This is a genomic window from Fodinisporobacter ferrooxydans, assembly GCF_022818495.1.
Taxonomy (GTDB): domain Bacteria; phylum Bacillota; class Bacilli; order Tumebacillales; family MYW30-H2; genus Fodinisporobacter; species Fodinisporobacter ferrooxydans.
The window spans coordinates 4151760-4175264 of sequence record NZ_CP089291.1; the positions used below are offsets into that span (position 1 = coordinate 4151760).

General features: G+C 47.0%; 29 protein-coding genes. 2 read left to right on the forward strand and 27 right to left on the reverse strand.

The window, feature by feature from the left end:
• Positions 1–20 precede the first annotated feature (20 nt).
• The 25 genes from LSG31_RS19975 to spoIIIAA all read right to left on the reverse strand — a co-directional run bounded on the left by LSG31_RS19975 (position 21) and on the right by spoIIIAA (position 20546).
• Positions 21–902, reverse strand: a complete 882-nt coding sequence (locus LSG31_RS19975; protein ID WP_347436787.1) for a TlyA family RNA methyltransferase — start codon at positions 900–902, stop codon at positions 21–23.
• A 93-nt stretch (positions 903–995) separates the two neighbouring features.
• A complete protein-coding gene (gene dxs / locus LSG31_RS19980; protein WP_347436788.1) occupies positions 996–2870 on the reverse strand; it encodes a 1-deoxy-D-xylulose-5-phosphate synthase in 1875 nt (624 codons plus the stop codon).
• A gap of 218 nt (positions 2871–3088) precedes the next feature.
• The gene (locus tag LSG31_RS19985; RefSeq protein WP_347436789.1) at positions 3089–3952 is read right to left on the reverse strand and encodes a DUF421 domain-containing protein; all 864 of its coding nucleotides are present in this window, start codon (positions 3950–3952) and stop codon (positions 3089–3091) included.
• 89 nt (positions 3953–4041) lie between these two features.
• Positions 4042–4248, reverse strand: coding sequence for a DUF1657 domain-containing protein (locus tag LSG31_RS19990; protein WP_347436790.1), 207 nt, complete (start codon positions 4246–4248; stop codon positions 4042–4044).
• 115 nt (positions 4249–4363) lie between these two features.
• Positions 4364–5257, reverse strand: a complete 894-nt coding sequence (locus tag LSG31_RS19995) for a polyprenyl synthetase family protein (protein ID WP_347436791.1) — start codon at positions 5255–5257, stop codon at positions 4364–4366.
• 3 nt (positions 5258–5260) lie between these two features.
• The gene (xseB, locus tag LSG31_RS20000; protein WP_347436792.1) at positions 5261–5554 is read right to left on the reverse strand and encodes an exodeoxyribonuclease VII small subunit; all 294 of its coding nucleotides are present in this window, start codon (positions 5552–5554) and stop codon (positions 5261–5263) included.
• Positions 5466–6929 (reverse strand): exodeoxyribonuclease VII large subunit, encoded by a 1464-nt coding sequence (gene xseA / locus LSG31_RS20005; RefSeq protein ID WP_347436793.1) that lies wholly within the window; start codon positions 6927–6929, stop codon positions 5466–5468. The genes xseB and xseA overlap by 89 nt, the downstream gene beginning before the upstream one ends.
• Before the next feature lies 1 nt (position 6930).
• Positions 6931–7779, reverse strand: a complete 849-nt coding sequence (gene folD / locus LSG31_RS20010) for a bifunctional methylenetetrahydrofolate dehydrogenase/methenyltetrahydrofolate cyclohydrolase FolD (RefSeq protein WP_347436794.1) — start codon at positions 7777–7779, stop codon at positions 6931–6933.
• A 241-nt stretch (positions 7780–8020) separates the two neighbouring features.
• Positions 8021–8548: a hypothetical protein gene (locus LSG31_RS20015; protein ID WP_347436795.1), complete on the reverse strand. Its 528-nt coding sequence runs from the start codon at positions 8546–8548 to the stop codon at positions 8021–8023.
• A gap of 240 nt (positions 8549–8788) precedes the next feature.
• Complete coding sequence (locus LSG31_RS20020) at positions 8789–9781, reverse strand: NAD(P)/FAD-dependent oxidoreductase (RefSeq protein WP_347436796.1); 993 nt, start codon at positions 9779–9781, stop codon at positions 8789–8791.
• Between the two features lie 252 nt (positions 9782–10033).
• The gene (locus LSG31_RS20025; protein WP_347436797.1) at positions 10034–11044 is read right to left on the reverse strand and encodes a Kae1-like domain-containing protein; all 1011 of its coding nucleotides are present in this window, start codon (positions 11042–11044) and stop codon (positions 10034–10036) included.
• Positions 11045–11050: 6 nt separating this feature from the next.
• The gene (gene nusB, locus LSG31_RS20030; RefSeq protein ID WP_347436798.1) at positions 11051–11509 is read right to left on the reverse strand and encodes a transcription antitermination factor NusB; all 459 of its coding nucleotides are present in this window, start codon (positions 11507–11509) and stop codon (positions 11051–11053) included.
• Between the two features lie 222 nt (positions 11510–11731).
• Positions 11732–11968, reverse strand: coding sequence for a DUF2273 domain-containing protein (locus tag LSG31_RS20035; RefSeq protein ID WP_347436799.1), 237 nt, complete (start codon positions 11966–11968; stop codon positions 11732–11734).
• A gap of 4 nt (positions 11969–11972) precedes the next feature.
• Entirely contained in the window at positions 11973–12521 is a 549-nt protein-coding gene (gene amaP / locus LSG31_RS20040) for an alkaline shock response membrane anchor protein AmaP (RefSeq protein ID WP_347436800.1), read from the reverse strand.
• 12 nt (positions 12522–12533) lie between these two features.
• Positions 12534–12929, reverse strand: coding sequence for an Asp23/Gls24 family envelope stress response protein (locus tag LSG31_RS20045; RefSeq protein WP_347436801.1), 396 nt, complete (start codon positions 12927–12929; stop codon positions 12534–12536).
• A 114-nt stretch (positions 12930–13043) separates the two neighbouring features.
• Positions 13044–14381, reverse strand: a complete 1338-nt coding sequence (accC, locus tag LSG31_RS20050) for an acetyl-CoA carboxylase biotin carboxylase subunit (RefSeq protein ID WP_347436802.1) — start codon at positions 14379–14381, stop codon at positions 13044–13046.
• Positions 14382–14392: 11 nt separating this feature from the next.
• Complete coding sequence (accB, locus tag LSG31_RS20055) at positions 14393–14920, reverse strand: acetyl-CoA carboxylase biotin carboxyl carrier protein (protein ID WP_347436803.1); 528 nt, start codon at positions 14918–14920, stop codon at positions 14393–14395.
• A 251-nt stretch (positions 14921–15171) separates the two neighbouring features.
• Complete coding sequence (locus tag LSG31_RS20060) at positions 15172–15720, reverse strand: SpoIIIAH-like family protein (RefSeq protein ID WP_347436804.1); 549 nt, start codon at positions 15718–15720, stop codon at positions 15172–15174.
• 30 nt (positions 15721–15750) lie between these two features.
• Positions 15751–16323, reverse strand: coding sequence for a stage III sporulation protein AG (spoIIIAG, locus tag LSG31_RS20065; protein ID WP_347436805.1), 573 nt, complete (start codon positions 16321–16323; stop codon positions 15751–15753).
• Between the two features lie 5 nt (positions 16324–16328).
• Complete coding sequence (gene spoIIIAF, locus LSG31_RS20070) at positions 16329–17027, reverse strand: stage III sporulation protein AF (RefSeq protein ID WP_347439572.1); 699 nt, start codon at positions 17025–17027, stop codon at positions 16329–16331.
• Between the two features lie 19 nt (positions 17028–17046).
• Positions 17047–18315, reverse strand: coding sequence for a stage III sporulation protein AE (gene spoIIIAE / locus LSG31_RS20075; RefSeq protein WP_347436806.1), 1269 nt, complete (start codon positions 18313–18315; stop codon positions 17047–17049).
• A 9-nt stretch (positions 18316–18324) separates the two neighbouring features.
• Positions 18325–18714 (reverse strand): stage III sporulation protein AD, encoded by a 390-nt coding sequence (spoIIIAD, locus tag LSG31_RS20080; protein ID WP_347436807.1) that lies wholly within the window; start codon positions 18712–18714, stop codon positions 18325–18327.
• Positions 18715–18737: 23 nt separating this feature from the next.
• Entirely contained in the window at positions 18738–18941 is a 204-nt protein-coding gene (gene spoIIIAC, locus LSG31_RS20085; protein WP_347436808.1) for a stage III sporulation protein AC, read from the reverse strand.
• 80 nt (positions 18942–19021) lie between these two features.
• Positions 19022–19540, reverse strand: coding sequence for a stage III sporulation protein SpoIIIAB (gene spoIIIAB / locus LSG31_RS20090; protein ID WP_347436809.1), 519 nt, complete (start codon positions 19538–19540; stop codon positions 19022–19024).
• Positions 19533–20546, reverse strand: a complete 1014-nt coding sequence (gene spoIIIAA / locus LSG31_RS20095) for a stage III sporulation protein AA (RefSeq protein ID WP_347436810.1) — start codon at positions 20544–20546, stop codon at positions 19533–19535. The genes spoIIIAB and spoIIIAA overlap by 8 nt, the downstream gene beginning before the upstream one ends.
• Before the next feature lie 228 nt (positions 20547–20774).
• Here spoIIIAA and LSG31_RS20100 point away from each other — a divergent pair, with 228 nt between their 5' ends.
• Positions 20775–20927 carry a hypothetical protein gene (locus tag LSG31_RS20100; RefSeq protein WP_347436811.1) on the forward strand — a complete coding sequence of 51 codons (153 nt, stop codon included), beginning with the start codon at positions 20775–20777 and terminating at the stop codon, positions 20925–20927.
• Positions 20928–21179: 252 nt separating this feature from the next.
• On the opposite strand, the gene LSG31_RS20105 is transcribed toward LSG31_RS20100, so the two are convergent.
• Together LSG31_RS20105 and LSG31_RS20110 are read right to left on the reverse strand one after the other, a co-directional pair.
• Complete coding sequence (locus tag LSG31_RS20105) at positions 21180–21629, reverse strand: CD1247 N-terminal domain-containing protein (RefSeq protein ID WP_347436812.1); 450 nt, start codon at positions 21627–21629, stop codon at positions 21180–21182.
• Positions 21630–21727: 98 nt separating this feature from the next.
• Positions 21728–21994, reverse strand: coding sequence for a YqhV family protein (locus LSG31_RS20110; protein WP_347436813.1), 267 nt, complete (start codon positions 21992–21994; stop codon positions 21728–21730).
• Between the two features lie 177 nt (positions 21995–22171).
• Between LSG31_RS20110 and LSG31_RS20115 the strand changes: the two genes are divergently transcribed.
• Positions 22172–23461, forward strand: coding sequence for an amino acid permease (locus LSG31_RS20115; RefSeq protein WP_347436814.1), 1290 nt, complete (start codon positions 22172–22174; stop codon positions 23459–23461).
• Positions 23462–23505: the final 44 nt, after the last annotated feature.

Genomic DNA, 23505 nt, shown 5'->3' on the forward strand with positions numbered 1-23505 from the left:
TGAATATTTCCTGCCGCTTTTTATGACTCTTCTTCATTCTTTTTTGCCAGTGCTTGATGAGCCTCTTCGACGACACGGTCGATCCATTCCGGGAGATCATCAGAAGTTGGCGGCTGTTGTTCCAAACGCCGTGTCTCCGGCGAATCTCCTGCAGGCGGATCTTGCTTCACAAGTTTTGCCAGAAATTCAATATTTCCATCACCGCCGGTGATCGGCGAAAATGTCAGCCCCTCGACAGTAAAATGATTCTGCTTTGCAGCGAGCAGGATCGTTTGCAATACTTCTTTATGTGTCTGTGCTTCACGTACAATGCCGTGTTTCCCAACTTTTTCCCGACCGGCTTCAAACTGTGGCTTGATCAGGGTCAGAAGGACGCCATCTGGTTCTAATATGTCAAAAATAATCGGCATTAATAACCGGATGGAAATAAAAGACACGTCCATAACTGCTGTATTCGGCCTTGTCCCAGAGAGATCAGACAATTTCAAATGCCGGAAATTGGTTCGTTCCATCACGGTCACACGCGGATCTTGCCGCAACGACCAAGCCAGTTGTCCATAGCCCACATCGACTGCATACACATGTGCTGCGCCATGTTGCAAGGCGCAATCGGTAAAGCCGCCTGTCGATACGCCGATGTCGATCACGATTTTCTCCGACATGTCGAATCCAAAGTAACGGAGAGCTTGCTCCAGCTTGCGCCCGCCGCGGCTGACATACGGATGGACTTCGCCTTTGAGGACAATGTCTGCCGTTTGCAAAACTTTTGTGCCTGCTTTGTCGATCCGTTCACCGTTTACAACGACCAGTCCTGCCATGATTGCAGCTTTTGCCCGTTCCCGACTGGGATAAAATCCGCGATTGACCAATACAATATCAAGCCGTTCCTTGCTTCCTGCCACTGAAGATCTCCTTTTCTTTCGCTATTTTGCGGACGGATAGCAAAAGCCCCCGATCGTAAAAGGGATCGAGGGTTTCTGTCTATTCCCGTTTTCCTATGCGCGTTTTTTTCGTTTGGGCCATTGCATTTTTACAACTTCTGCAATTCCGTCCACATTCAATCCGATAGAATCCAACAATGCATCCCGCGACCCATGTTCAATAAATTGATCCGGAAGCCCCAGCAAATGCACATTCATATCGGTAATGCCCTGTTGCGCATAAAATTCCAAAACCGCGCTTCCCATACCGCCTGCTACCGACGCTTCCTCCAATGTGACAATTCCCATTCTGCGCTTGGCCAAATCCAGCAGCAATTCCCGATCCAGTGGTTTTACAAATCGCATATTGACAACCATCGGGTGAATGCCTTCCGCTTCCAGCCGTTCTGCCGTCTGTTTTGCCAACTCCACCATCGGTCCCAACGCCAGCAATGCCAATTCTTTTCCGTCGCGGATGATTTCCGCTTTGCCCATTGGGATTTCTTTCAATTCCTGATCCAACCGCACGCCCAAGCCGTCTGCGCGCGGGTAACGGACGGCGACAGGCCCACTTTGCCGCAAAGCCGTATACAGCATGTGCTGCAGTTCATTTTCATCTTTCGGCATCATGATCTGGATATTGGGAATCGCACGCATATAGGCGATATCAAACGCTCCCTGGTGTGTTTCTCCATCCGGACCGACAAGACCGGCTCGATCCACCGCAAATACCACCGGCAAATTTTGAATGCAAATGTCATGAATCATTTGGTCGTATGCCCGCTGCAAAAATGTGGAATAGATCGCCAATACCGGCTTTAATCCGCTGCAAGCCAATCCTGCGCACAAAGTAGCCGCATGTTGTTCGGCGATTCCCACATCGTAGCAACGGTCGGGAAATTGCTTATAGAAGGCATTGAGGCCGGAGCCGCTCAACATCGCAGGCGTAACGGCGACGACTCGTTCATCCGTCTCAGCCAGCCTGATCATCGTATTTGCAAATATGCTTGCGTAGCTTGGAGCCGGTGATTTCACGGCTGTCGGGCCTTTTGGCGGGCTGACTGCGTGAAATTTTTCCGGCGCATCTTCCGCGCTGGCATATCCCTTGCCCTTTTTTGTAAGCACATGCAACAATACAGGACCTTTCGTCTGTTTTGCCTGTTTGAGGGATTCGATCAGCGACGGCAGATCATGCCCATCAATCGGTCCGAGATAGGTGAAACCGATTTCCTCAAACAGCATGCCGCTAACCATCAGATATTTCAGACTGTCTTTGACGCGCTCCAATGTTTTCAATACTTTATCGCCGATTGTCGGAATTTTATTCAACAAATGTTGAATGTCCGCTTTCGCCCTGGAATAGTACGGATCTGTCCGCAATTTCATCAGGTAGTTCGAGATCGCCCCGACATTCGGGGAAATTGACATTTCATTGTCATTTAAAATGACCAGCATATCCTTTTTGATATGGCCAGCGTGATTCAACGCTTCAAACGCCATGCCGCCCGTCATCGCACCATCGCCGATGACCGCGATCACCTGATTTTTTTCGCCTTTCAAGTCGCGCCCGATCGCCATTCCCAAAGCGGCAGAAATCGACGTGCTGGCATGCCCGGTATCAAACATATCATGTTCACTTTCCGAACGTTTGGGAAACCCGGACATTCCTTTGTACATGCGCAAATGCTGAAATCCTTCTTTGCGCCCGGTCAATATCTTATGTACATAGGATTGATGACCTACATCCCAAATGATCTTGTCAGAGGGCGAATCAAAAATATAATGCAACGCGATCGTCAATTCGACAACGCCCAAATTGGGCGCGAAATGTCCGCCTGTTTTTGTCACACTGTCGATAATAAATTGCCGTATTTCTTCTGCCAGCCGATGCAAATCCGGAAGGGAGAATTGCTTTATATCAGCGGGAGTATTTACCCGTTCTAGCAGCACGTAAACCGCCTCTTTCATCCATTGCTTGTTCGCTCTCCATACCTGTCTATTGTAATCCTTTGCAAAGACAGATTGCAACGCCATTATATCAGGTACATACGTATTTATACAATAACACGACACGCCCGAAAGAAAACAACACCACCCGCAGTGTTGCCAACTTAGAATCTGGAGTGGTGCAAGAGTATTGTTTTCCCTACATTTCAGGATTCATGCTGTTAATATTTATGCTGCAGCGGTTGTTTTTTGGGTTCGTTTGATGTTTTTTCCATATTTCGTAACGCGTCTTTTGTCACTTGGCTTTCCATTTGCGGTGGTTGCGGCGGTTTCATTGTCCCTTGCTGCGCTTGTTTTGCACTGGTAAATTGCTGCCCGCCGGGATCGATTCCTAATGTCATTTCATTGCGGTCAATTTTTAATGTACCGATTCCATCGACTTCCGCCAATGTGATGCAATCCAGTTGATCGATTCCCAAGCCCTGCATTTTCAATTGCTGATCGAGCCAATTGCGGGAATATCCTGCAAGGACCAAATTGTCGTCCATGATTTCCCCTTCGACAATGACAGGTGTTCGTAATTCTTCCGGTTTTGTCGCAAGCATCAAATCAGAAGGGCGTACCGGACGCTCGGACGATTTGGGAATAACGCTGATTTTTCCCACTTCCTCCATAATGGCAAATTCCACATCGCTCACGGCTGTCAACCCGTGTGTCCGCAATTCGGAAAGCAGTTCAGGTATTGTAATTCTCGCTTGTTTCATGCCGTTTTCATTAATATTGCCCTTGTGTATCAAGACGGTCGGCTGTGCCATTACGGTTCGCCGAATTTTATTATTGAGCATGAGGTAGGAAAATAAAAGATACGTACCTGTCAGCGAGAGTCCGGCAATCACCGTTGACAGGATACTCGTTGTGGAAAGTGGTGCTGCATAAATGGTTCCAAGAACCACAACCATAACCATGTCAAACGCCGACATTTCAGCAACTGCCCGTTTTCCCATGATTCGAAATGTAAGAAATCCAACGGCAAAGATGATAACTGCTTTTACAAGGATCATCAGGATACTTGCTCCAAAGGTCATACGTTGTTCCCCTTTCAACGGATAAGAGCCTGTTGAGCGACCATACGGTTCTTTCAACAAGCTCTCAACACATCTCAAACATCCTTTGCTTATGATTGCCGGTATTGGGGTTCCTGTTGCTGCATGTAATTAAAACGCGACTTTAAAGTCATGACACAATTGTCCATCGTCTGGGCGAGTTGGTTGTACATTTGTTTTGCTTGTTTGTCATCCGTATCAAGCGAAAATTGTTTCAGACTGGCACATACGCTTTCTGCGGAAGCAATCGTTTGCTGCATCTTCGTGGCTATTGTCATATTTAAAATCCCCCTCCTGCAGTTTTATCATGAACCGAAGGAGAGGGATTTACACTGGAAGTTGCTGTTTGATTTAGAATTGGTTGCTTGATAATTGGATTTAAAGCTGTTTGATTTAATGATCGCGCGCTACCAGGTAAACGGCAATCGCTTGCAAGAGAGACGTGTCGCAATCGATTTGCTGCAGCTGTCCGATCGCATCCGTTGTCAATTGATACACCATTTGTCTGGATTGTTCAATTCCATACAGGGATGGATATGTCATCTTTTCCAAATTTGCATCCGCACCGACCGTTTTCCCCAATTTCTCCTCTTCACCGACCACATCAAGTATGTCATCGACAATTTGGAAAGCAAGGCCAATGTTTTTCGCATAGATCGTCAAGGCTGCGAGAGTATGTGCGTCCGCTTTTGCCAAAATGGCTCCCATGCGCACAGATGCCGTGAGCAGCGCACCTGTTTTATGTGCATGAATAAATGCAAGGGAACGCTCATTTGCCGTCTTTCCTTCATTGATGATATCCGCCACCTGACCGCCGATCATGCCATGAACGCCGGCAGCCTGGCCCAGCTCGCGGATCATCTGCAAGCCGATTCCTTCCAGCCCCGCGGGGACCGATTGCGCCATTAATTCGAACGCATATGTCAGCAATGCGTCTCCGGCCAAAACGGCAATGCCGTCGCCGAATACTTTATGATTGGTCAATTTGCCCCGCCGATAGTCATCATCGTCCATACAAGGCAAATCATCATGAATCAGGGAATACGTATGAATCATTTCCAGGGCGCAGGCAAAAGGCATGGCCGACATTGCGGAAACGCCAAGCGTTTCCGCAACAGCAATCGCGAGAATAGGGCGCAAGCGTTTGCCGCCGGCAAACAAACTGTACCGCATGGATTCATAAATAACTTCCGGGTACATTTCCATTTGCGACAGATAGGTATCAAGGGCCTGTTCAATTTCCTTTGCTTTCTCTTTAAAATACAAAGTTACATCAATCTCTGACATCACTTACTCCTCTGGCTGAAATGGCCGTTTTTGAAAACTTCCGGCTTCTTGCACCAACATTTCTATTTTTTGTTCTGCCTGATCCAATCGATCCCGGCACACTTTTGCTAATTGCATGCCTTCCTGAAATTGCGCAATGGCTTGATCCAAAGGCAATTCGCCGCTTTCCAACTGGCGCACAATTTGTTCCAATCGGTTTAATGCAGTTTCAAACGTTGTTTCCGGATCTTGATGTTGGCCTTGATTGGGATCTTGATTGCCCGCCATATTCTCCGTTTTTTCCAGATGTTTCGTCATCATCGATTTCCTCCATCCCCCATACTTGACAATCCAGCATGCCATCCTGCAGCCGAACATGAACGATATCCCCAGGCTGCACGTCTCGCAAGGATTTTACCATCTGCGTTGCTTTTCGATCTTTAAATGTAAGGGAAAATCCCCGCCGCATGGCATGGAGCGGATTGAGCATCTCAAGCTTGTCCAATAACCGTTCAAAGTTTCGTTCACCCGTATGATACCGTTCCTGAACTGCTTTGACCAACCGTTGTTGCAACAACCGGGTCTCCCCGGACGCTTTTGCGATCCGGTGTTTCGGGTCGCATGCCGTCAATGTTTGCGTTGCATCGGACAATCTTCGATTCAACCGTTTGGCAAGTTGTGTCAAAACCAGTTCCAATTGATTTTCCAGGTGGTCAACGTATTGTTTTTTCTCCAGCAATGTGTGTGCAGGACGGATAAACACGGAGGAAGCGGCAAGCCTCTCAAAGTGTTTCCGTCTTTCCTTGACCATGCCATGCAATGTTGCAGACAACCGATCCCGGAGTTGATCCACATGGCGCAGCAGGTCGCTCAGATGCGGAACTGCCAACTCCGCAGCCGCAGTCGGCGTGGCTGCACGTACATCTGCTGCAAAGTCCGCAATCGTAAAGTCTGTCTCATGACCGACAGCCGATATGACAGGGATCCGGGATTGATAAATGGCCCGTGCAACGATCTCTTCATTAAACGCCCAGAGTTCTTCGAGGGAACCGCCGCCCCGCCCGACGATCAGGACATCCGCTTCGCCGAGTTGATTCATCGTCTCAATCGCTTTTGCCACAGATGGCGCCGCATCCCTTCCTTGGACAAGTACCGGGTGCAACAGTACATGAACGGCGGGACATCTTCTTTGGATCGTCGTAATAATGTCGCGCACAGCCGCTCCCGTCGGTGAAGTAATCACTCCGACCACTTTTGGAAACACAGGCAACATGCGCTTTCGTTCCTGAGCAAATAAGCCTTCCTTTTCCAACCGTTCCTTTAACTGTTGAAACGCAAGATGCAATGCGCCAATCCCGTCCGGCTGCATTTCTTCAACATAAAATTGATACTGTCCATCCCGTTCATAGACATCGACAAAACCTCTTGCAATTACTTTTGTTCCATCTTTCGGCAAAAACATCAAATTTCGATTTTTGCCTGCAAACATCACGGCCCGTATCCTGCTTTGATCATCTTTCAAAGTAAAGTACATATGCCCGCGGCTGTGGTGAGTAAAATTGGAAATCTCTCCACGGACCCAAACATTTGCAAGAACAGGATCTGTTTGCATGAGCCGCTTTACATACAGATTGAGTTCGCCGATGGATAGAATCGTTTCTATGCTGGTTTTTGCCATAAAGCCGCTAACCATCTTACGACTCCAATCTCTTTGCTGCTTCTACTGTATTATACAAAAGCATGGCAATCGTCATCGGCCCGACTCCGCCCGGGACTGGAGTAATCGCGGAAGCAACATGCCGCACTTCCTCAAAATCCACGTCGCCAACCAACCGCCCGTTCACGCGATTGATTCCTACATCGATCACTGCCGCCCCGCTTTTGACCATATCGGCCGTGATCATTCGCAGTTTGCCGACGGCGGCAATCAGGATGTCCGCCTGCTTTGTGAAATTCTTTAAATGAACGGTCTTCGAATGACAGATGGTCACTGTCGCATTGTGCTGCAGCAACAAGGCGGCCAACGGCTTGCCGACGATATTGCTGCGTCCGACGATCACCGCGTGCTTTCCTTCGATCGGAATGTTTTCATACTGCAGCAATTGTATGACACCATGTGGTGTACAAGGCAGGAATGTGGGCAATCCGGTTTGCAATTTACCGACATTCATCAGATGAAATCCGTCCACATCTTTATCCGGTGAAATCGCAAGCAATATGGATGATTCCGAAATATGAGACGGCAGCGGCAATTGAACAAGAATTCCATGAATCAGGGAAGATTCGTTTAATTCGTGAATGGTATGCAACAGCTCCGCTTCCGATACGCTTGCAGGCAATCGATACACTTTTGAGTATATTCCCAAGCTTTCACAAGCTTTTTCTTTCCCTCTCACATAACTATGTGAAGCCGGATCTTCCCCTACCAGGATCACTGCCAGGCCCGGTTGCACATGATGCGCGGCAAGTTCTGCCACCTCTTGCTTTAAGCGCTCCCGCAGCGCATGGGCAATTTTTTTTCCATCAATTACTGTCGCTGTCAACAAAACCACCTCTGTTTCACATTGTATGGACATGCTTACATCTGAAGTGCTTTTATTTCTAAATTTCAAAGTTCTTACACGCCGCATGCATTCCGATCGCATCATTCACAGATCGTATCACAGATATTTCCGTATAGATATTTACGCATGTATAATAAAATAAAAGCTCACACTATTGTAGCGTGAACTTTTGATTGTGTCATCTTCCCGTATGGCGGCGGACAGGATTGTGGACGAATCCTTAACGGGCTCTTCGTAAATAGTGTATCTCTTTTTCCTGGTCAAATAATTTGACTTTGATATAGTCCTGATCATTTTGGATCTTCATTAAGCTTCCATTTGCCGATTCTTTAAACTCTTTGAATTCTTGCCGGAAGTTCGTCAAATCCGTATGGAGAGCATCGATCTTGTTGTTCATTTCTGTACGGAGTCCGGAAATCTCGGCATGCATCTCTTCGCGAAGACCGGAAATCTCGGCATGCATCTCTTCGCGAAGGCCGGAAATCTCCGCACGCATTTCTTCCCGCAGGCCGGAAATCTCCGCACGCATTTCTTCCCGCAGGCCGGAAATCTCCGCATGCATTTCTTCCCGCAGGCCGGAAATCTCGGCATGCATTTCTTCCCGGATTTCTTTGCGGAACTTGTCCGAATCCCGTCGAAATTCATTCATTTCCTGACGCATCTCATTCATTTCCTGACGCATCTCATATACTGCTTTTGTCAAATCACGGACGGAAGCCAACAACAAATCAAGTGTTTGATCGCTCATTGCTTTTTCGCTCCTTTAATGGATCTTTTCAACGGATCCCCCGATTCAACACATGTACGCCACATTGCGTCATACTTGTAGAGGATGTTCAAAAAGTAGTCAAAACTCCACGGCGGATTGCTTTGCCGAATCCCAAAAAGGCTTACTCATGTACCAAACACGTACACTCCGTCGCCTTTTCGTGCTTCGGCTTCGCACTCCTTGTGTCTTACTTAACCACTTTTTGAACACACACTTGTATTATAATTTCATGCTGCTGCTATGGCCAGGGTGCAATTTTGACTTGGGATCGATATACATTTTTGCATTGTTCACAGCTGTCGGCGCTTCGCCAAAACCTGTGGCAATCAATTTTATTTTGCCCGGATATGTGACGATGTCTCCCGCTGCATAGATTCCTTCAATATTTGTTTCCATTTTTGTATTGACGACAATGGCGTTATCTTCGATTTCAAGGCCCCAGTCGAGGATCGGTCCAAGACTTGCGCTAAATCCGAGAGCTCCAATAATCACGTCGACATCGATGTCTTCCAATTGTTTGGTTTTATTTTGAATCAAAGTTGCACGTTCCAATTTTTCTTCCCCGTGCAATGCTTGTAATTCATAAAATACTTTCATCTCCACATTGGAATCGTGCAATTGTCTGACACTTTCCTCATGTGCCCGGAATCCGTCACGCCTGTGCACCAATGTCACTTTTTCCGCTACAGTCTCCAACATCAATGCAAAATCAACGGCTGAGTCACCGCCGCCGACCACTACGCATTTTTTGCCGCGGAATTTTTCCAGATCATCAATAAAATAATAAATGCCGTTGTTTTCAAATTTCTCCGTGTTTTCAGCCGGCAGTTGCTTCGGTGTGAATGCGCCGATTCCGCCTGTTAAAATAACTGTTTTGGAAACATGCACACCGGCTGTCGTCGTCAGGCGGAAAAGACCGTCTGCTTGCTTTTCCACATCCATGACTTGTTCTCCAAGCACAACCGTCGGTGAAAACCGGGACATTTGCTCTTTGAGTTGATCGATCAGCTCTTGTGCTTTTACTTTTGGAAAACCGGCTACATCGTAGATATATTTTTCCGGGTATAAAGCAGAAAGCTGCCCGCCCAGTTGTGGCAAACTATCGATGATTTTCGTCGAAGCAGCACGTATGCCGGCATAAAACGCCGTAAACAAACCGACAGGGCCGCCGCCGATAATCGTAATATCATACACTTTGTCGTCTTGCACCATGGTAAAAACCCCTCTCTTGTCCATTTCCACTGAGATAGCAAATTTGTAAACCTTTTCAACCAAACCTCATGATACTATAAGTGCGTGTTCAAAAAGTGGTTAAGTAAGACACAAGGAGTGCGAAGCCGAAGCACGAAAAGGCGACGGAGTGTACGTGTTTGGTACATGAGTAAGCCTTTTTGGGATTCGGCAAAGCAATCCGCCGTGGAGTTTTGACTACTTTTTGAACGTCCTCTATAATTTTGAATTATACTATAATATAGGGTTTGTACCAATGGTCTTCTCGTACCATTTCAAACCGATTCTAGCAACTCCGAATGCATTGTCGGTAGAATATTTCGGTTCCGCAAAGAACAGCCGCAATCCCACAGCGGGATGCTGCAATCGTTGCACAAGACGTTGCCGAATCCACCGGTTCGCAGCAACACCTCCGACAAGCAACGCATGTGTCAATTGAAGTTCCTGTTTCGCTTTTACCAGCAGCTTCTCCATGCCTTTGGCAATGCAGCTTTCGACAGCCCGAGCGATCCGTTCCTTAGGCACCCCTTCCTCAAATGCCCGCAATGCCTTTGTCTCCGCGCCGGAAAAACTAAGTTCATATCCTTTTATCGGTGCCGACAAAAAAAATCCTGGCACATCCGCCTGCTCGCCATGACTCCTTGCGCCTGTGTCACATACGCGAGCCAGGTTTTCCAAATGGGGACCTGCGGGAAACGGCAAACCTAATGCAACGCCGACCCGATCGACAAACTGTCCCGCATGCAAATCGCGGCTGCTGCCCAGTTCTCGGATTTGATACCCTGGATCTGTTCGTTCCACCAACAGCAAGTCGGTGGTCCCGCCAGACAAGTGGATCGCCAGAAATTGGTCTGTCGGCACATCACCGGCCGTTCCCTCACCGGCCGCGATGTGCCCTTCCTGATGTGTTGTTTTGACCAACGGCACGCCGCAAGTCGCTGCAATCGCCTCGGCAATGGCCATTCCCGCCGTAAACACAGGCATATAAGAACCTGACAGCGGCCGGGGTTTTTCACTGACTGCAACTGCCGCCAAGCGGTCGCCAAACGGTTGTACGGAGCGGAATAGATCAGGAAAATTTTGAATGTGCTGAAACAGCGCGGCAGACTGCTGCAAACCTCTTTGTCCTTGCGGCACCTTTAATAGTTGCCGCGCTTCATGGATGATCTCCCCTTGCTCATCAATCACACATATGGATGTCGTGTAATTGCTCGTATCGATTCCCAAAACACACTTGGAAGTCAAAGCATATCACTCCACTTCCGATGTCTTTCCATCATTCTCATCGGCTCCTGAAAGTTTGGAGCGCAAGGAATCGCGATCTTGAATCATTTTGCCTAAAATGCCATTGACAAATTTACCGGATTCCTGTGTACTGAATGTTTTTGCAATTTCAATTGCTTCATTTAATACTACGTTTTCCGGTATATCTGTTTCGAACAACAACTCATATGTTGCCAAACGCAATACATTGCGATCGACTGCAGCCATTCGATCCAATTCCCAGCCGATGCTGTATGTTTTTATGATGGAATCAATTTTCGATTTATGTTTCAAAATCCCTTCTATCAACCGTTGAAAATACGGACGATCAACTGTACTCCCTTCATGCTCCAGAGCAAAATCCATCGCCAACGTTTTATCCGCATCTGCGACATCCATTTGAAAAAGTGTTTGCAACGCTTTTTCCCGGGTAATTCTGCGACTCATACAAAAACTCCCCTAACATTCGAACTATGTACTATTTTAAGCCGGACAGACACTACAAACCGCAGCCTAATAGAAACTGCCAATCGCATTCTATAGTTATTCATGGTTGGACATCCTTGCTGCTTTCATACACATTGTGCGCACAAGGGACCATTTGTAAACCATTTTCCGCATCCCGTTGCCTTTTCACACCCAAAAAACCCCACTGATTGAACAGTGGGGCTACTCACGAAATCGGTGGATGTTTGGAATGATGCGTTCAATCACATCATACCAACCTTCCCGCTCATCCAAAACTTTGCCAATGTACCAGCCGGCTGTCACAAACAACACAAACATGATCGTATGCCAGAAACCTGCAATTAGATAGATAAAACCCAGCACAATACCGGAAAGCAGTCCCAATGTACGCGAATTCCGTTTTTCCCACAATGCGACAACCCGTTCCCAACGATCCATTGTATTATTCCACCCGTATCCGTTCCGATTTGTTGCGTTTGACCGATTGCCCATTTACAATATCCCGAATCGAAACCGTGACTGATCGGACATGGATTCCAGTCGTGTCTTGGACATATGTTCGCACTTTTTCCTGCAATTGTTCGGTAAGTGTCGGAACGTTCAAGTCCGGCTGAACAAGGCCTCGTATTTTGATGGCAATTCCGCCTTCTGCCTGAATAATGGATGCTTTCATTTCTGCCAATCCCCGCATGGATTGTGCAGCGCGAATCGCTAAACTCTCAAGGGTCTGATAGCTGATATTGACATCGCCATTCGTTGTTCGTTGTACGAATGATGAAAAACGCTCCGTTTTTTTGCCGCGCATAAAGAGAAACCGAATACTGAGCAGAAACATCACGATCCCGCTTGCAAATGTCCACATATCTCCTTGCAGCGGTGCAAGCAAATGCAACAGCAAATTTCCGCCATATCCATGGAATGCAAGCAATGCGCTTGCCAGTCCAACGATGATGGCATACATGCAAAGAACGATACGATCCAGTATATTCATACGATCAATCCTTTACCGGACTCGTGCCGGCACTTCTTCTTCTCGTTCTTCCGGCTTATGGAAAGTGACGCCAAGAACATGGACATTGACTTCCACAACTTCCAGGCCTGTCATGCTTTCAATGGCTTGCTTGACATTTTGTTGAATGTCCCCTGCAACTTCCGGAATGCGAACACCGTATTCCGCAACGATTGACACGTCAACTGCGCATTGTTTTTGGCCTACTTCGACTTTTACACCTTTGGACAAATTTTTCCTGCCCAATAATTCTGCTATTCCACCGACGATCCCGCCGCTCATGCCGGCAACACCTTGAACTTCGGTAGCTGCAAGACCTGCGATCACTTCGATCACTTCATTCGCAATTTTGATATTCCCTTGTTCTGTCGTTGTAAAATCGTTTAGCATCTGCGGATCTCTCCTTTTTATGGTAATCCGTAATACTTGCTACCTAAGTATAACAAAGGTGGTCAAATGAGACAATGTCCAAAACTGGACGACTCATTTGCAGATCGCATTGGATTACAGTTGATGCAGTTCCAGGAAACGCGTATTGAATTCTCCGGATCGAAACGCCGGATGCTGCAGCAGCTTGATATGGAATGGAATCGTCGTTTTAATTCCCTCGATATGAAATTCCCGCAATGCCCGGTCCATTCGCGCGATCGCTTCTTCCCGATCCTTCCCCCAGACGATTAGCTTGGCAATCATCGAGTCATAAAAGGGAGTAACCGTATACCCGGAATATGCCGCGCTGTCCACACGCACTCCAAAACCGCCCGGCGGCAAATATTCGCGGATGGTTCCCGGGTTGGGCATGAAATTTTTCTCCGGATCTTCGGCGTTGATGCGGCATTCCATGGCCCATCCGTCAAGGACGATGTCATCCTGTGTAAAGGATAGCGGCATACCGGCAGCCACCCGGATTTGCTCTTTGATCAGATCAAATCCGGTGACCAGTTCCGTGACCGGATGCTCCACCTGAATGCGGGTATTCATTTCCATGAAATAGAAATTGCCGTTGTCATAGATAAATTCGATCGTACCCGCTCCTGAGTAGTTCACGGCTTTGGCGGCAGCAACGGCGGCTTCTCCCATCCGCTTGCGAACCTCCGGCGTCAGCGCAGGAGATGGCGCTTCTTCCAGAAGTTTTTGCAGGCGCCTCTGAATGGTGCAGTCCCGCTCTCCCAAATACACCGCATTGCCATGATTGTCTGCCATGATCTGTACTTCCACATGGCGCATTTGTTCTATGTATTTCTCTATATATACACCCGGATTGCCAAACGCAGTTTCTGCTTCGACCATCGCCATCTGAATCAAACTTTCCAGTTCTTCCGGCGTGCGTGCGATCCGGATCCCTTTGCCGCCGCCGCCGGCAGTTGCCTTGATAATCACCGGATAGCCAATCGTCTTTGCGACATCAAGGGCATCTTGGATGTCTTCCACAAGTCCGTCTGTCCCTGGCACCACAGGTACATTTGCTTGCTTCATCGTATCTTTGGCGACAGACTTGTCGCCCATTTTTTCAATCGCTTCTACTGAAGGACCGATAAACGTAATTTTGCACGCTTGACAAATATCGGCAAAATCACTGTTCTCAGCCAAAAACCCATATCCCGGATGAATGGCGTCAACGCCTGTCAACGTTGCCACACTGATGATGTTCGGGATGTTCAAATAACTCTGTTTTCCCGGTGTAGGACCCACACAGTAAGCTTCATCCGCCAGTTTCACATGCAAAGCTTCTTTATCCGCTTCGGAATAAATCGCGACAGTACCAATCCCTAATTCACGGCATGCACGAATGACGCGGACCGCAATCTCGCCGCGATTGGCAATCAATATTTTTTTGAACACCAAAAATCCCCCTATCTTTCTACTCTGACGAGGAACATAGGCTGCCCATAATCGACCATTTGTCCGTTTTCCACAAGGATTTCCACAATTTCGCCGCGAACATCCGCTTCGATCTCATTCATTAATTTCATCGCTTCCAGAATGCAAACAACCGATTTTTCCGTTACTTTGCTGCCAACGGAAACATACGGCGGCTTGTCAGGTGCCGGAGCCGCATAGAATGTGCCAACCATCGGCGAAACAATCCTATGCAAATCTGCATCTTCCTTTTGGGCAACGTTTGCAGCAGCCGCCACGGCGGCAGGCGGAGCTTCTGCTGCCGCTTTGGCGCTGGCAGGAGCCTCCGATGTCGCCTGTACAGAAGGTGCTGCAATGGCTGGCGATGCTTGTACGACAGATACCGGCTGAACAGAAGCTGCTGCTTGTACATCCGGTTTTTTGATATGTAGTTTCGTACCGTCATTTTCGACTAATAATTCGGATACGCTTGTTTCATCGAGCAACCGAATCAACTCGCGAATTTCACTTAATTTAAACATTGTATGTTACGTCACTCCTCATAGAATGGTAGCAGTGCCCATCTGTTCTAGTATAGCATATCTGTTTCTGTCGCTGCTAGGAGGAGGAACGGGAATTCGCGCCAAATTCACGGCAAACCGCAACAAAACACTCCCGCTTCTGCAAGCGGGAGATACGTGCAGTTCAAGCTCGTGGATCAGCCACACGAGGGGATCTGTCTTGGCTGGAATGCCAATGCGCCATTTTTACAGCCAATGAAACCCGCGAGCCCTTATGAATGGAAAGAAACACTGATGTCGGTCGACGGCACATGCAATTGATTGTGAACCGTATTGAGGATTTTTACCACCTGGTCATTGGATAGTTGGGTAGCCTCAACGACCACTTGCACCTTGCTTGTATCCGGATCTTCAGAGACTAACACATCTTTGAAGCCTTGGCCTTTGATCTCATCCTGCAGCGTTCCCAGCTTTCCTTGCAATTGTTGCAGCTGATCAAGTTTTTTCGATGCTTGTGCCACTTGTTCGGATGTTGCTTTCGTATCTAATTTGATCGCCGTCAATTGATCTTCTGCCCGTGCTTCTCTGGCTGCCGCATCCATTCGCAATTGGGCGAAATAGTCACTGCCGCTTAATTTGGATGAACCCGGCGCAGCTGATTCCGTTTGCACGGAAGGCTTTTCACTGCCTGTTGTCTTCACACCCACTGGCGAATTCGATGTGTTTGTTGCCGTGGTGTTTGTTCCTACCGTGTAATACCCGATCAACATGAGCGATAATACCATCATTGTCGACAACCATACTGTTTGACGTTTGACCATTTTCGCTTCCTCCTCGACTTTGTTCCTTGATTATTTTTTGGGCAATACAGAGATTTTATAGATCGGAATATCCAATGCTCCCTGAATGGCATTTTTAATTTCTTCCTGGACGCGGGCGCTTTCGGCACCTTTGGCTTCTACCAGTACACCGCGAATTTTTGGCATGACTTTCTTTTCGACGACGGGTACATCATTGCCATTTTGATGAACGATTACCAGCTGTCCATTCTGGTTGCTTTGTGTAACCGTTCGCTGCACACCTGTTTTATCGGATTCATTGGTGGTTTGTTTGGTCGATTGCAAATTTTGTGCGTATATGACATCTGCAGTCGAGTCGATTGTCACCATGACTTGCGCATCACTCACGCCAGGCAACTGGTTCAGCATCGTTTCCAGTTGTTTGTTATACGTTTCTTCATAACTCATAAAATTGTCCACTTCCGGATTGCCGGGATTGGCCTGTGCAGGCGCCGGTGCGCCACGAATTTGTTTATCCGTAATGGCAGTGGAACCAAAGGAACCGAATAGCATCAAAAAAACCCCGAAAATACCGACAATCCAAATCCATTTTGGAAACTTGGAAAAATCGCGGAAGGATGGCATTCGTATCACCTCCTTATCGAATCATCAAAAGATATATGAATCTGTTGCTGTGGAACTGAGAGCTGTTGCTGCAAATATTCCTGCACTTGCTGTTTGATCTGTTTTTCTTGCGGCGACAATGTTGCTTGCGCTGTTGACAGACTGTCCGCCTTCTGTATCGAATCGGTTTTCAATGACGGCAGCGGTTGAACTGGAGCTATGTGCAGGGACGATTGCATCGCTGTCGATGTTGCTGCGTTTGGTTTCTTTTCACTGCCGATCTGCGGGAGCCGTATATCCACGCTTGTGATCGCAGCGCCTGTTTGCTTGTTGCCGGGATCGCCATGCACGGATACAGAATCTGCTTGAATCGAAAACCGCTGCTGCAACTGATTTTTTATCAATTCATTCAAATGCGTCTCCCAATCGCTAACCGATTGCCTGGCATCTTGCCGCTTGAGTTGTTCACCCTGCTGCAGAATGGATGAAAGACTCGAATTTGTCATTGATCCGCCCTGCACCATTTGCAATACCTGTTGTTCGACCTGATTGATATCGATATGCAAAAATTGGCTGATCGGCAGCAGCATGATCGTGATCAATACGAATCCCATGACAAGCCGAACGTATCGCTGCATCAGATTTGACGGGAGTAAAAATTCCAAAAACACGGACAGCAGCAAAACGAGAATCATCCGTTTAAACCAAAGCCCTAGATACATCATGGTATCCACCGCATTTCACCTACCTCATCATGACAGACAAATTGCTGGCTGCAATGATCATCGTAATCGAGATAAAAAACATCAATCCGACAGTCGCCAAAGCGGCGAACACGAGTGACATGCTTTTGCCAATTTGACTCAGACAGGATACAATCGGTGAATTCCCCAGCGGTTGAATCAAAGCAGATGCCAAATTGTATATAAGCGACAGAGATAGTATTTGAATCGACGGAAATGCGCAAATAAACAGAACAATCAGCACGCCGCCGAGTCCAACGGCGTTTTTCACCAAAAGCGATGCGCCAATTACAGTCTCTGTAGCATCCGAAAACATTTTGCCGACGACAGGAATAAAATTACTCGCCAAAAATTTTGCCGCTTTGATCGAGTAGCTGTCAGTGACAGTTCCAATCGCTCCCTCAACGGAAATAATTCCGAGAAAAAACATGAATAACACACCCAACAAAGTCAGTGAAACAGTTCGAATGAGTCCGGCCAAATTGCTGAATTTGAAGGAATCGGAAAGTCCGCTGACAATGTTTAAAATGGCTGAGAAAAACAACAGTGGAAATACGACATATAAAACTACGGCACTCGTAATGTTAATAATAAAAGCCATCAACGGGTGAAACAGGGTTACGGTTGTAATGTTTCCTACAGATGCCAGCATCGTCAGCATCATCGGGATCATCGCCGCCATAAAATCGACCATTGTCTGAATCGCCTGTTTGGCGTAACCAATCGCAGTATTGAAAGATGTAATGGCAAGTACGATCAATACCATATAGCAAACATAATACGATAGCTTGCTGACCATATTGGATTCAAACGCCGATTGCATCGTTGTCAGCAATGCCGCCAAAAGTCCAAGAATTAAAATCGTCCCAAGCAGCTTGGAGTCCGACCACAATTCATGGAATACAAATCGGACAATCCCCTCGATCACCCCTTTTATGCCAAAACCTTTGTTGCCTGGCAGAAAGGCATGGAATATATCTCCGTTTTGCATATTGGGCAGGTAACCGCCATACTTCTCATGCAGATCATTCCAGAACTTGTCTACCTTTGAGGTATCTATATGCTGGCTTGTCTGATTCGATGCCTGATTTTCGCCATTATTTTTCTGACCGGGATCTGCACTGCTTACTTGCGGGTATTCAGCCTGAACCTGCGGCGCCGTAATGCCCGGATCACTTGCGGCGAAAGCAGTCAAATTCCCCAAAAGCAATGTTCCTCCTTGGCACAACAGAAGCAAAACAATGACACGTAGCCATTTGAACAGATGCATATGTTCACCTCACTGCGGCAATAAGTGCAAAATGGTATCGACGATCACTTGTAAAATCGGTATGGCAAACACCAGAATCAATATCTTTCCGACGAGTTCAATTTTTTGCGCAATCGCTCCTTGTCCGGCATCCCGGGCAATTTGCGCACCAAACTCGGCAATATAAGCAATTCCGATGATTTTAAAAATGGTCTGCACATAGATACTTCCAATGTTCGCCTGATTGGCCAAATTTTCAATAAATCCGATGACGGTTCCAACCTTTTGCAATACGAACAAAAACATCAGAATGCATACGACAAGCCCCAATAAAAAGGCAAAGGATGGCGCCCTTTCTCTGACAAGCAAGATAAAAATGGTAGCTGAAAGACCGAGACCGACAATTTGTATGATCTCCATTGAAAGGAAACCTCTTTTCCGGACTATTGCATGAAAAATACTTGCTTCACCTGTATAAATAATTGACCGAGATAACTGACAATGAAATACATCACCACTGCAACGGCAGTCAGTGTCGCCCAATGTGCAAACTCTTCCTGTTTCAATTGTTTGAGCACTGTGTGCAAAATCGCGACAACAATCCCAATTCCTGCAATTTTGAAAATCATGCCAACATCCATTAACATGTAACCCGCCTCCTCAGCTTTCGTCCCGCTCATATCATCGACGATATTCTCGAACTGACAACGTCATGCAAATCGCTATGCTAATACAATAAAATGACAAGGATCACTGCCGTAACTGCACCGAGGTATTTCCACATTTTCTCCAGGCGAGCTTGTTCCTCGCGCGCCTGCTCTTCCGACACTCGCAGCATTTCACAAACGCCATGGATATGCTGGATTTGATCTTGACGGTCCGATGAACCAAGAGTAAAACCGAATTGACGCAACAGTTCTCCGTCAGCATCCAATAATGCAGCTTCCTGCAGCATCTCATCGACCGCTGCCGACCAATACTCCGACAATGGCCGCCCTTCGCTTTTGGATAACCGTTCAGCCGTCTCCAAAAATAATACGGCGATCGGCATAGCCACCCGCTTCCCGACATTCTGTAAAGCAATTGGCAACGGTTGCGCATGGTAGGAAATCTCAGTTTCCAGTATTTTAAAAGCGATTAAGAGCTGTTGCAGTTGTTTCGGCCGCTCCCGATATTTTTTGGCAATGGCAAAACCAATCCAGCTTCCCCACAAAAGGATGCAAACGGCTCCGATCGTTTTAAACATGGCAATCCCTCCGCCACTCGGATAGGATCCGACCTTCTTCATTCAAAACAGACTCGATCGTACAAACCCCTTTCCGCCGGCTCAATACCACGAAACGCTGAAACGCCTTGTCACGGAATAACCGCTCGAGGGAATGACGTTTTTTGGCATCCTCTATCCCTATCCCATGAATGGTGGACACTACTTTTACTCCTGCATAGAGCGCTTCCATAACGGCATACGCATCTTCATCCCGGCCAAGTTCATCTGTCATGATCACATCAGGAGACATGGAACGAATCAGCATTTGCATCCCTTGCGCTTTCGGACAAGCGTCCAAAATATCGGTTCGCACCCCGACGTCATGCTGGGGAATCCCGCGAACGGCGGCGGCGAGTTCCGAACGTTCATCGACCAAACCGACTTTTAAGCCGGGAATCAGGCGGTGAAACGTTCCATTGCTGATTCGTCTGCATAAATCCCGCAGAATGGTCGTTTTCCCACATTGCGGCGGTGCGATAATCAACGTATTCCAGATCGTTTTTGCAACCGTGTCGGAAAGCAGGTTTTCCAATCCTCGCGATGCTTCATGGATCGCTTTGGCAATTCGAATGTTTATGTGTGTAATATCGCGCATCGTTTGAATACTTCCACTGGCATCCAGAACGACTCGCCCGGCAATTCCTACCCGATGACCGCCTTCGATGGTGATAAATCCTTTCCGCAGCTCTTCTTCCAAGGCGTAAAAGGAGGACTTTGTAATCAGTTGCAAACAAGCTTCTACATCTTCCGCTTGTACAAGCAACGCTTCCTGTTGCTGCTCGGTAAGGCGACCCTTTGCTGTAACGAAATAGTCGTTTCCGGCGATATGAAACTGCAGCGGTCGCCCAAGACGAAGGCGAATTTCTTGTAATTCCTGTGAAATATTCGGAAACAGCTGACGAAATCGTTCACGAAAACTTTGTGGAAGAACTGACAGTATCTGTTGCTCCAATGCTCGCTGGGTTTTTGTTTCTGCAATAGCCATCTCTTGTCACATCCTTTTCGTTGTCCGATATTCCATATATATGGGACGAGTCTGAAGGATATGCAAACAAGCCTTTGTACATTTTTAAAACATGGGATTTTGTACGTGGCAAACTTTCTGATGGTTTCATTTATTAATAAAGAATACTTTCCGGTTGTGGAGTAAAGTCACGCATCGTTGGGAACGGGAGAAATGTGGTGGCAAAGGAAAAGGAGGGGATGGCTTGCGATGAATGAACTAGCGGTCATCACCAAATGGATCGTTGCATTTTTGATTGTTTTTTTACTTTGCATGGTTCTTATCTTTCATTTCCTGCGCAGGCGAACACAACAGAAGGAAGAACAAAAGCGCAGACAAATACCGATCTATCATTTGTTTTAATGCGGATATTTGTTTTCATGCAGGTATTAAATGCAGGCAGAACATTCGAATTCGTGTAAAGTCGGTTGGAATGATAGGGGCATCAGACAAATGGTGGTCGTTCCGTCGTACATGATACAACGCCAAGTACGGCTGAAACGACCACCAAAGTCTAATATCGGCGAACGGTCTTGGAGTGTACATAGAAATGCGCTTTTTCAATAGATTTCCTATACTTGTCAATCATTAACGGTTGGACATCTTGCTTGCATATCACTCAACTGTGACCGTATCGTCCACTTCTACAAAAGACTCCCGCAGCTCAGAGAATTCATCTGCGACGAGAAGGGTATGTTGACATTCCGGACAGACAATTTCTGCAACTTCCTCCTCATCCATCATATCATCATATATAACGACCGTTTCATGGCAATTTGGACATTCCATTTCGTAATAATCAGCATCTTCATCGTATTCATACAGATCATCATCAAAATCCGACTCGTAGACTTCCACTTCCAAATCGGACAAGTCGTCATCCAATGTTTCCACGTAATCCTCTAACAAACTATGTGCGGAGTTTAGAACTTGAAGTTCTTTTGCCAGTTCCTCGATCACTTCCATCATCTCCCGCAGCAGACGACCTTCGGGTGATGTCTGCTGAACGTTTAAACCAGACGATAATCCTTTCAAATATGCAATACGTTCGCGTAAATTTTGCACAGACGTTCCCCCTATTTTTGGTATATGTACATAGACTAGTATGACCAATATCCTGTTGTTTAAACATATTTGTATCAGGGATATGCTGACAAAAATGGTTAACTGTGCACGCCATATAAGATGAGGCCGACACCACAGAGTATGATGAATATTTTCCAAATGGAAATGGAATCAGCCATGCCGGTCAAACCAAGTGCAGTAACGGAAACCAGCACAAGCGGCCCTACGAGTGACAAAAATGCGTTAACAGTAAACGCTTTTTCTACCGTTCCCAAATACCACATCAATAACGCGGCGCAAATTTCAATTGTGCCGGATAACAATCGCAAACCTACCATGCCTGTTAATATATAGTCGCGAAACATGTCCACACCTCCAAACATTCAGACAATGTATATATACGAAAGCCAAAACAGGACTAGTCCAAAAATTTTAGTATCAATTTTTCCGATGATCTCGATCAGAATCATCCATTTTACGAATAAAACAACATCTGTTAGGATATTTCCAGAAACATATGGAATAGGAGAAGAGACAACAACATGAACAATCAAAAACTTTCCCGTGCAACGATTGGGTTGCCGCAGGCAGTTGCCTTGTATATTGGCGCTGTGCTTGGATCCGGAGTGTTATTGGTCCCTGGACTCGCCGCCGAAATTGCCGGTCCCGCCTCATTGATTGCTTGGGGGATCATGACGCTCTTGGTATTGCCGATGGCTTTATCCATGGGCTTGTTAGCAGCCAAATTCCCGAATGCCGGCGGTGTCTCGCATTTTGTTAGTCAAGCATTCGGCGAGAAAGCGGGCGTAATGGTGGGCTGGTTTTTCCTGATGTCTGTTCCAATCGGCGCCCCAGTCGCAGCCATTACGGGTGCAGGATATTTGACCACCGCCATGGGGTTGGGATTTGGGGCAAAGCTGCTGATTGCTTCGCTCATTTTGTTCATAGGAGTTTTAATAAACCTGATTGGCATGAAATTGGCCGGAAATATTCAAGTTGTTGTCGTAACCGCCATCTTGGCTGTGCTTATTCTTGCCATTGCCGGTTCATTTCCGGAAATGGCGCTTGCAAATTTTCATCCCTTTGAACAATATGGATGGATTTCGATCGGGAAAGCCACCGCTATTTTGTTTTGGTGTTTTATCGGTTGGGAAGCAGTGTCTCACATGTCGGAAGAATTTATTGACCCGGAGCGTGAAGCTGTAAAGGGAGTATTTGTTGCCGCGTGTGTTGTAGGTATCTTATATTTTTTAACTGCATTGGCAACTGTTGCAACACATAGCTATGGCAGCGGAACTTCAGATGCATCGCTGGTGTTGGTGATCCAACATATTTTCGGGGCTTTTGGTGCTCTGATTGCAGGTTTTACGGCAATTTTCATCTGTACGGCGACCATTATTGCGTACGTAGGCGCCGCTTCCAGGCTGGCATATGCTCTCGCCAACAAAGGCCATGCCCCAAAACTGCTTGCCCGCGTATCCGGACGCTTGCAAACACCCGTTGGCGGCATCGGCTTTTTGGCGGTATGCTTTGTCATTGTCATGCTTCTCTATGGCAGTGGCATGGTACCATTGACGACACTGATCCAATTTCCAAATGCCACGTTTATCTTGACATATCTTGGCGGGTGCGCTGCAGGTACCCGGCTGCTCCGGGGTCATCCGTGGGGGGCTTCGATCAGCTGGTTGTCACTGGTCTTGACGATCTTTATTTTTCCTTTTGTCGGTTGGGCCATTGTATATCCAGTTGTCATTGTGCTCGCAGTCTTATTCTGGTTCAAACGCCAACAAAAAGAAAAATGGAAATCACAGTCACAAACAATCGCAAGTTAACTTCTTCCAGTCAAACAGACAAAAAGAGACAAAAAGAAAAAACA

Bases quoted from the DNA above. Each gene is read 5' to 3' on its own strand.
- LSG31_RS20100 (WP_347436811.1), top strand. From the start codon at position 20,775: ATGAATGAACTAGCGGTCATCACCAAATGGATCGTTGCATTTTTGATT.
- xseB (WP_347436792.1), bottom strand. From the start codon at position 5,554: ATGACGAAACATCTGGAAAAAACGGAGAATATGGCGGGCAATCAAGAT.
- spoIIIAE (WP_347436806.1), bottom strand. From the start codon at position 18,315: ATGCATCTGTTCAAATGGCTACGTGTCATTGTTTTGCTTCTGTTGTGC.
- spoIIIAF (WP_347439572.1), bottom strand. From the start codon at position 17,027: ATGATGTATCTAGGGCTTTGGTTTAAACGGATGATTCTCGTTTTGCTG.
- LSG31_RS20060 (WP_347436804.1), bottom strand. From the start codon at position 15,720: ATGGTCAAACGTCAAACAGTATGGTTGTCGACAATGATGGTATTATCG.
- LSG31_RS20020 (WP_347436796.1), bottom strand. From the start codon at position 9,781: ATGGTGCAAGACGACAAAGTGTATGATATTACGATTATCGGCGGCGGC.
- LSG31_RS20015 (WP_347436795.1), bottom strand. From the start codon at position 8,548: ATGAGCGATCAAACACTTGATTTGTTGTTGGCTTCCGTCCGTGATTTG.
- spoIIIAC (WP_347436808.1), bottom strand. From the start codon at position 18,941: ATGTTAATGGATGTTGGCATGATTTTCAAAATTGCAGGAATTGGGATT.
- spoIIIAB (WP_347436809.1), bottom strand. From the start codon at position 19,540: ATGTTTAAAACGATCGGAGCCGTTTGCATCCTTTTGTGGGGAAGCTGG.
- accB (WP_347436803.1), bottom strand. From the start codon at position 14,920: ATGTTTAAATTAAGTGAAATTCGCGAGTTGATTCGGTTGCTCGATGAA.
- amaP (WP_347436800.1), bottom strand. From the start codon at position 12,521: ATGAATATACTGGATCGTATCGTTCTTTGCATGTATGCCATCATCGTT.
- spoIIIAD (WP_347436807.1), bottom strand. From the start codon at position 18,714: ATGGAGATCATACAAATTGTCGGTCTCGGTCTTTCAGCTACCATTTTT.
- spoIIIAA (WP_347436810.1), bottom strand. From the start codon at position 20,546: ATGGCTATTGCAGAAACAAAAACCCAGCGAGCATTGGAGCAACAGATA.
- spoIIIAG (WP_347436805.1), bottom strand. From the start codon at position 16,323: ATGCCATCCTTCCGCGATTTTTCCAAGTTTCCAAAATGGATTTGGATT.
- LSG31_RS20035 (WP_347436799.1), bottom strand. From the start codon at position 11,968: ATGGATCGTTGGGAACGGGTTGTCGCATTGTGGGAAAAACGGAATTCG.
- LSG31_RS19995 (WP_347436791.1), bottom strand. From the start codon at position 5,257: ATGTCAGAGATTGATGTAACTTTGTATTTTAAAGAGAAAGCAAAGGAA.
- LSG31_RS20110 (WP_347436813.1), bottom strand. From the start codon at position 21,994: ATGTTTCGCGACTATATATTAACAGGCATGGTAGGTTTGCGATTGTTA.
- nusB (WP_347436798.1), bottom strand. From the start codon at position 11,509: ATGAGTCGCAGAATTACCCGGGAAAAAGCGTTGCAAACACTTTTTCAA.
- LSG31_RS19990 (WP_347436790.1), bottom strand. From the start codon at position 4,248: ATGACAATAGCCACGAAGATGCAGCAAACGATTGCTTCCGCAGAAAGC.
- xseA (WP_347436793.1), bottom strand. From the start codon at position 6,929: ATGGTTAGCGGCTTTATGGCAAAAACCAGCATAGAAACGATTCTATCC.
- LSG31_RS19985 (WP_347436789.1), bottom strand. From the start codon at position 3,952: ATGACCTTTGGAGCAAGTATCCTGATGATCCTTGTAAAAGCAGTTATC.
- LSG31_RS20115 (WP_347436814.1), top strand. From the start codon at position 22,172: ATGAACAATCAAAAACTTTCCCGTGCAACGATTGGGTTGCCGCAGGCA.
- LSG31_RS20045 (WP_347436801.1), bottom strand. From the start codon at position 12,929: ATGCTAAACGATTTTACAACGACAGAACAAGGGAATATCAAAATTGCG.